The organism is Paenibacillus sp. SEL3, from assembly GCF_054602585.1.
Genome location: NZ_CM137725.1, coordinates 964,734 through 977,820, shown reverse-complemented (window position 1 = coordinate 977,820; position 13,087 = coordinate 964,734). Strand labels below are relative to the sequence as shown.

At 47.2% G+C, this 13,087-nt stretch carries 11 protein-coding genes; 10 read left to right on the top strand and 1 reads right to left on the bottom strand.

Annotated features, from left to right (window positions below):
* Positions 1 to 109: 109 nt before the first annotated feature.
* Positions 110 to 1,021 carry a serine/threonine protein kinase gene (locus ACYCS5_RS04660; RefSeq protein WP_029515684.1) on the top strand — a complete coding sequence of 304 codons (912 nt, stop codon included), beginning with the start codon at positions 110 to 112 and terminating at the stop codon, positions 1,019 to 1,021.
* Between the two features lie 43 nt (positions 1,022 to 1,064).
* Here the strand turns inward: ACYCS5_RS04660 and ACYCS5_RS04655 are convergent, their stop codons facing one another.
* Positions 1,065 to 3,164, bottom strand: coding sequence for a vWA domain-containing protein (locus tag ACYCS5_RS04655; RefSeq protein ID WP_459761299.1), 2,100 nt, complete (start codon positions 3,162 to 3,164; stop codon positions 1,065 to 1,067).
* Between the two features lie 627 nt (positions 3,165 to 3,791).
* Between ACYCS5_RS04655 and ACYCS5_RS04650 the strand changes: the two genes are divergently transcribed.
* The 9 genes from ACYCS5_RS04650 (at position 3,792) to ACYCS5_RS04610 (ending at position 13,079) form a co-directional block, all read left to right on the top strand.
* Positions 3,792 to 5,960, top strand: a complete 2,169-nt coding sequence (locus ACYCS5_RS04650) for a hypothetical protein (protein WP_023989860.1) — start codon at positions 3,792 to 3,794, stop codon at positions 5,958 to 5,960.
* A gap of 119 nt (positions 5,961 to 6,079) precedes the next feature.
* Positions 6,080 to 6,505, top strand: coding sequence for a hypothetical protein (locus tag ACYCS5_RS04645; RefSeq protein ID WP_013311475.1), 426 nt, complete (start codon positions 6,080 to 6,082; stop codon positions 6,503 to 6,505).
* A 130-nt stretch (positions 6,506 to 6,635) separates the two neighbouring features.
* Positions 6,636 to 7,085, top strand: coding sequence for a J domain-containing protein (locus tag ACYCS5_RS04640; protein ID WP_029515682.1), 450 nt, complete (start codon positions 6,636 to 6,638; stop codon positions 7,083 to 7,085).
* 32 nt (positions 7,086 to 7,117) lie between these two features.
* On the top strand, positions 7,118 to 7,666 hold the full coding sequence (locus tag ACYCS5_RS04635; protein WP_029515681.1) for an FHA domain-containing protein: 549 nt from the start codon (positions 7,118 to 7,120) through the stop codon (positions 7,664 to 7,666).
* A gap of 67 nt (positions 7,667 to 7,733) precedes the next feature.
* Entirely contained in the window at positions 7,734 to 8,261 is a 528-nt protein-coding gene (locus ACYCS5_RS04630; RefSeq protein WP_028542470.1) for an FHA domain-containing protein, read from the top strand.
* 35 nt (positions 8,262 to 8,296) lie between these two features.
* The gene (locus tag ACYCS5_RS04625) at positions 8,297 to 9,127 is read left to right on the top strand and encodes a PP2C family protein-serine/threonine phosphatase (protein ID WP_069012542.1); all 831 of its coding nucleotides are present in this window, start codon (positions 8,297 to 8,299) and stop codon (positions 9,125 to 9,127) included.
* 22 nt (positions 9,128 to 9,149) lie between these two features.
* A complete protein-coding gene (locus ACYCS5_RS04620; RefSeq protein WP_318627528.1) occupies positions 9,150 to 11,027 on the top strand; it encodes a serine/threonine protein phosphatase in 1,878 nt (625 codons plus the stop codon).
* A gap of 46 nt (positions 11,028 to 11,073) precedes the next feature.
* Positions 11,074 to 12,393, top strand: coding sequence for a normocyte-binding protein (locus ACYCS5_RS04615; RefSeq protein WP_069012495.1), 1,320 nt, complete (start codon positions 11,074 to 11,076; stop codon positions 12,391 to 12,393).
* On the top strand, positions 12,390 to 13,079 hold the full coding sequence (locus ACYCS5_RS04610) for an iron-dependent peroxidase (RefSeq protein ID WP_134902813.1): 690 nt from the start codon (positions 12,390 to 12,392) through the stop codon (positions 13,077 to 13,079). Before ACYCS5_RS04615 ends, ACYCS5_RS04610 begins: the two co-directional genes overlap by 4 nt.
* The last annotated feature ends 8 nt before the right edge of the window (positions 13,080 to 13,087 follow it).

Here is a 13,087-nt window from a genome sequence, read left to right as displayed (position 1 = left end):
GCAGGTTATTTGTTTTTCCAATAATCTATTTTACGGTATAATAAAAAGATATGTAATAAGCCGATATATACAAAAGACATAAGCTAAGAACCTGACAGGAGGACGAGTCATGATCGTGGATACAAGCGGGAATCTGCTTGCCCGCAATACGAAGCTGCGAAATACATATCAAATTCGAAGCGCCTTGTCCCGCAGTGAGCTGGCCATCGTGTATACGGCAAGGCTGTTGGACAACCGAGAAAAAGTCATTGTGAAGGAATTTTTTCCGAATGCACTGGCTTTGCGGGGGATGGATCGAAAAACGGTCACTTGCGGTGCTTCGATGCAATCCAAATATGTGGAGTTTATGCATTATTTTTTGCGTGAAGGGCAAATGTTGAAGGAGTTAAGTCATCCGGGAATTGTCGGTTATATAGATCACTTTGAGGAAAATGGAACTGCTTATCTGGTCATGGAATACTGTGCAGGCAAGACCTTGGATCGAATGATGAAAGAAGAGGCTGCGCCAACGTATGACCCCACTTTTTTGTACCATACGCTGCTACCTTTAATTGATGCCATGGAGTACATTCATGACAAAGGAATTATTCATCGGGATATTAAGCCGGGCAACATTATGATTGGGGAAAATGGCAACGTCAAGCTGATTGATTTTGGTTCGGCTGTGCATTTTGAAGGCAAAGAGCATCCGATTTTCACCACAGCGGGCTATTCTCCGCTGGAATTTTACTCTAATCGTTCGCAGCAGGGGCCTGTGTCTGATATCTATAGTTTGGCCGCCACGTTGTACTATTGCCGAAAAGGAACACCTCCGCCAGATGTGCCAGGCCGATTATTTGCAGATCATGCTGAGCGGATTCAGATTGAAAATGCGGGACTTTCTCTGCTGCCGTATGTCATTCGGCGTGGTCTGGAGGTACAGGCTAACAAGCGCTGCCGCTCACTTCGATGGTTTAAAGCCGCACTACGTGCGGAATATTGGATAAAAAAAGGGAAGCGCCCTACTCTTACGGTTCGTTAATCGTAAGAGACGGCGCTTCTCTTTTTTTACGTTGTGACCGACATTATCCTGTCGGAGCTTGGATATGGTCGGTGTACACTGAAGTATTTGGTTTAATCGCTTTGTATCGCAGCTCGATTTCAGTGACACCATCCTCGAATGTAATGTACAGTTTGTCACTGTACTCCATGACCGCTTTTTTGTTGCGAGCTAATCTGATCTTTCCATGCTGTAAGGCACAGCGTGTATCATGTTTCACGATCAGGCTCCCTTTTTTACCTGCGGAAAATAGGATCCGTTCCGCTTCTGGCAACGGTTCGTGAACGTCAAGCGTACGGAACAACTCCTGCAAGCTGACCTTACGACCCGGAAAGGAGGTGAGCGGCCAGGATTTTACCGGAATCTCCTGCCCACTTGCTGTAGCGAGAAAATATCCTTCGATTCTTCCGGCAAACTGCGGCTTCGGCCGCAAGAACCAATACAGAAGAGCGGCTACCACGATACTGATGGCTACTGTCCATTTAATGGCTGTATACCGAGATTGTACGGTAAGCGTTAATGTAGCGCTGCTGGATGCTCCTTCCGGATCGGTGGCAGTAATCTTTAGCTGAGAGTCACCTGTGCGGAGCTCGGATAGCAGCAGATCATTACCGTTAATCTCAGCATGGATCGCATCCCCAGAGGCTTCTGAATCCAACTTATAGTTCAGCTTGTCATGATTCGGGTCAACAATAAAATCCGATACACTTCGACGGGAATCACCGTCTTCTTTCACCAGGTGAATCGTCAGGTCTTTTAAGACCTGTGGCGCTGCATTGGCCGCGTGAACTTTATGTACAGTTCCCTTACGGTACCATTGCGGACTATCCAGAGATAGCTGCCATGTATAATCCCCGGTTTGAGGGAACGCATATTCGGTATGGAAGGCTCCTGACTTATAGGTCATAGGCACCTTTTTGGCTGTGCCCCCCTTTGGAGTAACAATAATATGGGCTTGGAGAGACGTATATACGGCTTCATCCGTAAGCTTTTGACTGTCGGGTAACAGGAGCTGAGCTTGAAACGGTGTGGCTTGACCTTTCAGCAACTGCACAGGCTTGTCGCCATGAGTTGCCGATGCTTGCTTTCCTCCTATGGTTGCTTCGGCTTCCAGTCGGTAGCTGCCAAGTAAATTGATTTTCACCAAATCCCCGCGTATGCCCCGTAGTTTCAACTTCACTTTGCCTGCCTGTGGATGCTCGATTTTTAAAATCGCATATCGGCTCGACTTGTACCTGCGGACATTTTCTGAATTGGAATATAGCTGTGTTTCCAGAAGGGGATGCTCCGACAAAAGCACCAGATTGGCTTCCTCCATACTGGAATCAGGTAGAGTTACAGTTAATTCCTGCATCTCGCCAGTGGTCGTAATTGCAGCAATTGGAACGAGCTTGGAGCGAATTTGACTGGCGAAAATACGGTTCAGAATTTCCGGCAGATCCTCGGCACTACTCGTAATAAAAGAAGCTCCACCCGTTTGAGAAGCGATCCGTTCGAGTTCTTGTCGGTTCACTGTGCCATCATGGTTCAGACCAATCGTGTACACCGGATATCCTTTGGTCTGTGCAGATTTGATGACAGAGGATACATCGTTATTGGAGTCACCTTTGGATCGGGAACCAGAGGAGGCACCAAAATCAGTCTCTCCATCTGACAATAGAATCATAAAAGGCTGACGCCCTTGGGATGCTCCTGCCGCTAGAAGCTCTGAGCCTTTGCGCAACCCAAGTCCCAAATCCGTATAACCGGAACGGTTAAGTGTTCTGATTTCCTGCTGGATCTGGGATTTTTGCGCTGCCACGGCAATCGAAGTGAGTGGTTTCGAGGCGACCACGTGATGATTGTAGGCAACGAATCCGACGCGTGTGCGGTCTGCATCACTCAAATCCATAAACATATTGATGACTTCCGCGGCAATGCCCTCAGGATCGGTATCCCTCATGGAATAACTGGTATCCAATACAAAAACGGCATCATAACCCTCGATCGGGACAGCACCTAAAGATGCTGCATTAGCCTGATTTACAGTGCAAATGCCCCCATTTAAGCCTATTTGTAAAAATAGTACAAAAGTCATGAAAACGGTAATTCCTAGTTTCCTTATTCTGAACATAAGCTCCTCCATCGCCGAGGCCAACATGGGGGATCAACTCTCCTAATCCTTGGGATATAAGGGATAAAGGATCAAAACAGCTGATAAACCTCACATTAGCCATGAATTTGATTCTTTTACGCTTATCAGAAATATCCAATGGACTTCTATCGGTAATTGAGTTCCATTTGTGAATATTTCCCTGAAGAAACAGGTCTAACATATCATGAAAATTACGTATTCACGCATAAAATGAGTCAAAATGCCCTGTTTCAATCTGAGACTACAGAAATTGACAAAACTGAAGAATGCTTTGTATGATAGCTCTCGTATCAACGGCAAAAATTGGGATTGAAGTTAGGAATACGAAATCATAAATTTAAAATTTCTGTGTTATCTGACTTTGTGATTTTAGAAATACATCTCATTTGCATGCTTTGCCGTTAAAAGCCGAATAACGCTTCGGACCGATTTTCGAGGTTACATGCCTGTACCGTAAATGTGGTATAAGCTCAATCCTTTGACGAATTTAAATGTTAAGTAGGGGGGAGGAGGCAAAAGAACTAAAAATGAGTATTCGTCCGTTTCAAATTGGACATCCCGTGTCCGTATATGGAGCAATGGACCTATAACTCATACTTTATTCATTTGCCGACAGCGATGGAAATCATTTATCAAACCAACCGGACAATGCTTTTTGAAGAGATTAACCCGGAAAAGCTGGACCTGATCACCATTGTAGGTGATGTGAAGGGTATTGACAGCTTGAGCGATGAGAAGATCAAGGAAATTAATCAGCACCTTCTGGTGCGCAGCTTTGACGAATTTTTGGATAAGTTTTCGCCGACCGTGTATTCGTTTTTTAACGCGGCCAATCAAAAAGTCGTCTACACCCTTAAAAAGCCAGAAGGAATTGATGAGGATAGCATTTCTGAAATTCGTGTAAATCAAAGTAATGACTTTCTGAAAATGTTGTTTACGCTCATCGATACCAAGCGGAGTCAAGGAATCACTAATGTAGATTTCAAATTTGAAAATCTGCTGGATATGATTTCACCGAAAAAGGTCATGGATGATATTCGCCAAGTCCGCAAAGAAATTCACTATATGTACGGTGAATACGACAAGCTGGATGATGGTGACCCGAAGAAACTCGACATGGGGGACAAGCTGAATGGCATGTTCGAGGAAGCGAGTCAAAACTACAACAACGTTATGGCTATGCTTCCACTGGCAATTGAGGACATCAAAACCCGCCTTCTGCTCGGTGGCGCGCAAGAGGAAAACTCCGGTGAACTGATCCAGGTGGGCATGCTCTCCATTGGGGAAAGCGGCGAACTGAAAATTATTGAAGCGCCGAAGAGCGACAGCACTGAGCTGATGTTGTTGGATGAGAACAGCACTGGCGATCTCTCTCAAGTATTCGAAGAAGATTATAACTCTATCACAGATACGCCTTCTGATTATGTGAAGGATTTGGTAGTTCGCACGTTTGTGCCACTGCCAGCTGTTCAGACCAAGGTGGATACAGCAGTTGAGGTTCAGAACTACAACACGTATCTGGAGTTCTATAAAAATGCCAAGGACGATTTCGTAAAGGCGGTTAAGCCGCTTGTGGAAAAAATTCTCGGTGTCAAAATGTTCTTCGATCAATATGCAACGAAGAGCAAAGGCATGCTGCCGACAATGCTGGTGGCGAACAACAAGCTGGACATGCTGGTAAAAAGTAGCAATATTCCGCGCCTAGAAACGTACCTGAACACTGTGAATGCTAAGAATGAATTCAGCGACACGATCTGGTTCGGTATCGTTCCATCCGTCGAGCTGGAAGCAGCCGGTAAGGTAAAGGTTTCACGTGAGCGCTTCAAGGGCAACGAGAAGGTCGTTAAGCAGGGCGGAAATTCTATGGAATCGCTCTCGATGCTGCTGCAAGTCGTGAAGGATTACAAAATTCAAATGTTCTTTAATTTTGAATCCGGTGAAGAAACGACTTTCAACAGTATGGCAACAGCAGGCATTGATAAATATGTCGATAAATGCGCTAGTCTCGTTCGCAGAGAATATAGCGAATTTGCAATTCCTTGTGTACCGAACTTTACGATTATTCCGAAGGACAAATCGGGTGTCATTATCGACAGCAAAATGCTACAGACCGAAGATGGTGTACAGCTCTCTAAGGAGAAAGAGGATATTCTCAAGCTGTGGATCGAGGGCGTTTATGTAGGTGCAGCCTACGTTGCCGCCGGCTTGGTCGCTTCCTATCAGTGTCCTGAATACCTGCGTGAGACGTTCAAAACGGTCAATAAGAACTTCCCTGGCGTACGCTTCGATATCGAGGCAGGAGACAACAGTCTGCGCACGGTGACGACGATGGCCAAGGAAATCACCGGTTTCACCAACACGATCAAGGATGCCATCAACCGTAAAAACTTCGGCTTTGTATTCTCGTCCGAGAATGCACAGATCCAGGATAAGGATATCCGCCGGATTACCGTCTACAAGGCGAGAAGCATGGCGATGTCCGAGGACGGTTTTGACTCCATCTACAAGACGCTGGTCAGCACGTATATTGAACGTATTTTGCGCTACCAGACAGGGGACTTCAAACACGAGAATATCGTCCGTTTCTTCAGTAACAATCCGAGCAGTCAGAAGAGCAAGTGGCTGAGCAGCAGAGGATCTGTTAACTCGATCATTCAGGACGGAGACGATATGAGCTTCATTATTGATGAGAAAAGCAATATGTGCCATATCGACCTGGTCTTCAATGGTAATGTGAAGAACCTGGAAGTCATGATCACTAAAGGAACCAGCTCGGTCAAATCATGATCCGAGTCCTACGAAAGATGTTAGAGGCGTTTCTTTCTAGAACCGCCTTTATACATAAATCGCGAAGAAGCTCTGCTTCTTCCGCCATCATATTACCTAATTTCAAGGAGGCAACACACATGGGATTCAGATTGAAAGTAGAAGGACAAGAAACAATTGAGCTGGGCTTGGATAACATCCAAACGGTTATTTATGACACCGATACACCGGACGATTCCAATGCACGCTCCACTGACGTAGGCTCCACGCTGCGCATCAGCGGCAAAATCATCACAGCCGTAGACGGTGACAGCGCGGATGACACGCTGAAACTGGCTTTGTGGTCTCTGGTTCCTGCTGAAAAAGCAGACAGCTACCGTAAAGTAACATTGGAAGTTATCGCAGCTGATCAAGTTGTGCGTAAAATCCACTTCCCGAATGCTTTCGTTGTAGACTACAACGAGCATTTCGGCGACACAGAAGGTGTAGGTGCATTTACACTCTACATCAAACAAAAGAAAGACAAAACCGAGCTGGCTACAATCGACGGCGGATATCCGGTTTAAGCTTAACGTCTTCACGTTAAGTGCAGCTTAAACACACACTCACCCGGCACACAAGTGCAGGGTGGATAAATATTAAGAGGCCTACGGGTCTCTTAATATTTATTTTTTTCGGAGAGGGGAACATCACACAATGACTAACTACTATGAGCTGCTCGGTGTCAGCCGGGATGCTTCGGAGGCAGAGATTAAGCAGGCTTACCGTAAACTGGCCAAAAAGTATCATCCTGATACCAACCAGGGAAGCGAGGAAGCAACGCGCAAGTTCAAGCTGATTCACGAGGCTTACAATACATTGCGTGACGAAGCATTGCGGCAGGCATACGATGCCGAGCTCATCCGAAAAACCGAGGGAGCTGGCGGGAAACAGCAAGAGAGAGGGAGAGGGGCTTCATCTTCCGGCGGTGCGCGTACGGCAGCCAAAGGATTCAATCCGGCTGATATAGGAACTGATTTTGAGCAATTTTTTGGTTTTCATCCGAAAACGAAGGAAGGCTCACCAGGGAAAAAAACGAAAAAATCCGGTGATCCGACGGATACCTCAGCGATGTTTAACCAATTTTTTGGTATTCGTAAAAAATGATGATTTCAGGATAGAAATGGGGGAAGCAAGCAGTGAAAACGGCGCAGAACAGATGGGTTTTCATCATAGATGTTGCCATGTTCGGGCTGATGCTGGCGATCGCCTTTTATGTGTTTAATCGTACAGGCTACAGCGGTTTGAAAACCGTGGTCGCGACAGGTATTGGAATCGGCGTGCTTGTATACATACTGCGCAATCTGGTGTCCGTTGTACCTGTGGCCAAGTCAAGGGCACAACGTCAGCGGATTGCCAAGCTGGTGTTGATTGATGAAGAGGGCGAGTCCATTAAAGAATGGTATATCGAAGGCGAAACGTCGCTCTTAATCGGCAAAACGACGTCACGTTCGGAGGCGGATATTGATTTGGCAGGTACAGATTATGCCTCCCTGGTAAGTGTGGAACATGCGGTACTCAACCGGGTGAACAGCGACTGGTTTGTGGAAGATGTGGATTCCGGTAATGGTACAGGTTTGCGGTCTGCCAACGAAAGTGTAACCAAGAAATTGGAAAGCGGTGAGCCATACCGGATTTACTCAGGTGACTTGTTATATATTGCCAATACAAGGGTGCTCGTTAAATAGATGAGGATGCTGCAAAATCCTCAGATCGCTGAAAAGACAATCATGACAATGGGGGAAGGAACCGACTATGAGTTTGACAAGATGCCCGAACGGACACATGTTCAGTACACGAAAGCACGGAAATACGTGTCCTTATTGCAACACGGTAGTAAATATAGCTGCACCCAAGAGCGCGGAGCCAGCAGCGAAAACAAACGTCGCGGGAGATAATGACAAAACAATGCCGTATTTGGGTGAGACGGTGGGGATTCATCCGGTAACTGGATGGCTGGTATGCATCGAAGGAGCACAGGTGGGTCAGGACTATCGCATTATGGCGGAGAAGAACTTTATCGGGCGCGCAGAGGAAATGCATGTCCGCATTATCGGGGACAACACGATTTCTCGCAGAAATCATGCGGTTATTGTGTATGATCCGAAGAAACGCAACTTTTACTTGCTGCCAGGCGATTCATCGGGTTTGGCGTACCACAATAACGAGGCGGTATATTCACCAGCAGAGCTGGCTGCCTATGACGTGATTCAGCTGGGACACAGCAAATTTATCTTTATCCCGCTGTGTGGCGCCCATTTTGAGTGGGATAACGAAAACTAGGATGGAATTGGGCAATGGTGCAGGGAGGTAACGATATGCAGCCTTATTTTGTTGTAAGTGGAGCTGCGGTACTATTCGCTGTTCTTCTCATGATCCGTATACGACTGACGCGAAGTTCCGGCAGCCGTACCGTAAGTGGAATTGAAATCGGAAATGGTCAAACGATCGGGAGCCGGAGCGAGCAGGATGATTATTTCTCCAGTATGACGACACCTGTCGGTACGCTGGCTGTTGTCGCAGACGGTATTAGTGGACTGGCCAATGGACGTATGTCCAGTACCTTGGCTGTGACGACTTTTACAAAGGCATTTGCCAAGCTGGAAGATGCAACGAATTTGAACGGCTATTTTGCAGAAGCGGCAACTCAAAGCAATCGCGGCATTTTGCAAAATTTGAATGGACAGGGTGGAGGAACGACGCTGGCTGCGGTCATTGTGTGCGGATATCAGCTGCATTACGGAGCGGTGGGTGACAGCCTGATTACGATTTACCGTAATGGTCATTTCCAAACAGTCAATTCCAAGCATACAGCAGAAACACTGCTGGAGGAACGAGTGCTTGCTGGACAAATGACCTCGGAGGAAGCCAAAACGAGTCCAGTGCGCAATCAACTGGTCAACTACTTGGGCTATGAGGGCTTTGAGAGCATGGAACTGGGGAGTGCACCGATTCGTCTGTATTCGGGCGATCATGTGCTGTTGTGCAGCGATGGCATTCAGGAGGCGCTGACGGAGATTGAATTGGAAGAGATTATGCGCAAGGGTGGAACACCGCAGGAAACAGCGGATGCCATGATCGACGCCATTAATGATAAAGGCTTTAAAAGTCAGGATAATGCAACAGTACTTATTTTGGCGATAGGATGAAACAAGAAAGACGGGGGTAGCGATGCGCAAGGACAACAGCGATTTTAGTACCGCCTTTGTGTCGGAAGCGGGCTCTTACATAGACAACCGGGACTATTTTGCATTCATGGAGACGGACGACATGGCCTGTTATGTCCTCGCAGACGGTCTGGATTCGGATCAGGAGCTGCGCAGCGCAGAAATGGTTGTCAAAACGGTGCTTGAAAACTTCATGGAGAAGCCTTCCATGTCCAAGCGGCGCTTGATGAGAGATCTGCGTGAAGCGCAGGAATGGCTGCAATTTGAAAGCCGTCGTGTTCGGCTCAAAGCCAGTCTGCTGATGGTAGTGACCAACTACAACAAAATGGTGTACGTTTCGTGCGGTAATGTGCGGCTATATCATTTTCGCAATGGAAGGCTTAATTTTCGCAGCAAGGATCATAGTCTGGCTCAGTCATTGGCAGATGATGGACGCATTCCAGACGAAGCGACCAGCACACATGAGGAACGAGGTAATCTGCTGGAATACTTGGGAAATCCGAATGGAGTTCATGCCCATTACGCCAAAAAGACCCAGCTTGCAGATGGAGATGTAATCCTGCTCGCCACATCCGGGATGTGGGAGGACGTTGAGCTGGCGGAAATGCTGGGGGCGCTAGAGGAAGCGAAGGATCCGGTCATGCTGACGGACACATTGGAAGAGGTTCTGCTAAGCAAACAGCACCGGACGGTGAACAATTACACGGCTGCGGCCATTTATGTAAATAAAGTTTTTCAGGAAAAGCCTAAAAACCGCCGTAAGCTGATCAAACGGATTTTGATTGCGTTGCTCGCCTTTGTAATCGTGGGCGGGGGAGCATGGATTACACTGGCACGTATGGCAGCGAACAAGGCGGCTGCGCTGGAAACGATGGTCGAATCGGCACAGGCCGCGGATGATTACGCCAGGGCAGGAGATTATGCGAAGGCACTCAAGTCCTACAGTGAAGCGAAAAACGCGGCGGTTAAAATTAACGATAAGATTCATAAGCGACTATATACAGCCGAGCAGAAACTATCTCAATTACTGGTGGACGGAGACGGCTATGTGGAAAAGGCGGACTTTACCAAAGCTGAAGCCAGCTACGAGAAAGCACGGAAAAGCGCTGGTCTGTACCCGCCTTTCAATGTGAAGGATATTGAGCATAAAATCGACCAACTGGACAGCTATGCTGAGACGGCGAGCTGGATGAAGGACGGAGATATGAAATTTCAGGGCGGCGATTACACGAATGCACTCAAGCTGTACAAAAAAGCAAATAAGGCTGCGATGGAATCCGGTTATACGTCTGCGCAAAAAGAACTGGAGAAGAAAATTACCGAGGCCAACGATAAATTGACAGCTATTCAGCAGCAGCTCAAGGAGATTCAAGCTGGCAAGCTTCAGGCTAAAGGAGATCGGATGATGAAGGATCTCGATTATGAAGGAGCCATTGATGCCTATAGCGGGGCACAGGAAATTTATCAGGAGATCGATAAGCTCGAAAGTGTTCTGGCATTGGAGCGGAGCATAGCCAAGGCGGAGGAAAAGCAGGGCGCTGAGCAGCAGAAAAACGGTCAGCTTCCTGTTGGATTGGGATTGTCTGACGGAGCGTTGAACGACACGGACGCAGGGGACGCAGCGAGTAATGCTTCAGCTTCCGTTGCTGCAACCCCTGCTGCAGAATCGCAAACGAAGGCTACGCCAACGGCTTCAGCGGGAACTACACCCGCGAAGAAGGAAGTCTCTTCAGCGGCAAAAAATAGCGGTACGGGCGATGGAAATGCCTCTTCGGCCAAGGCGGGCACCAGCAAAGAACAAGGAACTGCTGATTCCGCTTCTAAAGCAGAAGGAGCGTCTGATTCAGAGAACCAAGATCGGGCTGCTGCGAACGGAAGTTAAGTTTTTCATGTTCAATGAAGCTGGAGCCGGAAAGGAGTGAGACGTCGTGAAAGAGCTGGTACAGGACCGTTTGAGCAAGATGGACGATTTGGAGCAGAGACGTTTACTGAAAAATATGATGGCGGGGGTATTTATGAACCTCGTCGAATATCAGGAAGAAATGACCCGCCAGCTAGAACGGCGGGTATTTGAGGAAATTGAGAATACGGAAGAAAAGATTGATGTGTACGTGTCATTGACATCGCGTGAGGACTATGACCCGATTCATGAATTTTTATATCCTGTGTTACCGTCGGATACGGAGGAAAAGCAGATTGACATCAGCCATGTGGCAGAGGTGGTACGCGAAGGCGGATCGATGCCGCTGTTTACGCTTTTCCTTGAGATGGAGACCGAACGAATCTCAGCACTGGTGCGCAGCAAGCGAATTTTCTCAGGAATGTTGGTCACGGAAACCGGCAATTATCCGATTCGTTTTCGTCTGGAGCATAACCGTTCTTATATTTTAGAGATTGAGCAGTTATATCACACGTTTATGCAAAATGGCATGCCGTGGAAAACAATTAATCACCCGTACGCTTATAAGTTTGTGGACTGTGTATTGATTGGTGGAGACGGCGAGCCGGCCGCCCATGAAGAAATTCATGAAATTACAATTTCATTGGAGGAATTCGACGGTTTTAAGAAGGGTGACGTTTTTCCGCTTTGGAACATTGAAAGGCTATCTCTAAAGAACAGCGGCTTTCCTATACCCGCTATGGATCGTGTGAATTATGAGCATGTGCTACCTTTGCGAAAAACAGGTCCTGAGCATGGTTACTTGATTGACGGGACTGAAGGCGATATCCGGTATATCAAGCGTACAGAAGAGGAACTGACGATTGTCACACCACGTGATAAGTCTGGCGAATGGAATGTGTTGAAGGTTACGAAGCCTGTTACAACGAGACTTAGTCGTCAGACTTATCCGTTATTGTCCAATCGGCGACAGGACAGCTTTTTGGGCCGCTATGCAGGAAAACAGGCCGTGATTGTCCGTGCCAAAGCGGAAATCATGCGCATCGTAAACTCGTTTGAAGCAGCGCAGGGGCTTGAGCTGGAACGTGTAGACATCTGGGGAGGTGCAGGGAGAAATGATGTAAGCAACCTTTTAACCAAAACCCAGACGTATCCGTTAAATCCGTTTGTCAGCGATAACGTACGGACAGAGGAAGGCAAGCAGATCATGCGTTTGGGGTTCAGACGTGGTTCTGACGATGTTTTGCCCACTGCGCCTGCTTATATTTTATCCGATTTAATGAGCTTTCTAGTATCAGAAGTGCAGATGTATTTTCCGGAGTACAAGTGTGAAGGAGAATGGGTGTGAATTACGTCTGGGATTTGCTCATGCGCGCGAGGGAACAGGGGCTGGATGTAGATAAATTCCGCTTCGTACCCGCTGTCAGCTACTCTCCGTATATGGAGCTTAGTCTGGCAGAGTTGAATACTTCCCATTTGGAGCAGGTAGTGGAAATCAATCCGTACTACCGCTTTTATTCTATTTTTCGGGATCTGTTTCCACCGGATGCTGAAGAGTATCTAGAGCTGAGAGAATCGCTATTTGATATTATGATGCATTTCCTGGCGGAAATGGACTTGTATCAAGGGATGAATCGGCGGGAGTACCATATCCGGTTTGTTCAGCGTGATATTGCAGAGGGCATTTTTGGCCCGAAGGTAAAGGAAGGCTTTGGACAATTAAACCGTGAGGATCAGGACGCGATTGCTGAAGGATTGCTGCGCCTGTATGAGACGGGAGAAGCCGTACATTTGCTAAAAGAAACGATGCGGCGCGTCTTTCATCGCTCAATCATTTACACCAATTGTGAGGAAAAAGACGAACTGCTCATCTATATCGGCCAAGAGGAGACACCATTGTCACGGATTAAAGTGGATTTGATTCTGGATTTGTTTCTTCCGGCACGTTTTACGACGGAATTGTATTGGACAAGTCATTTCGGCATTTTGGAGGAAGATCCTACGATGAAAATAGACGCTATCGCCCTCTATTAAGGCTAAAT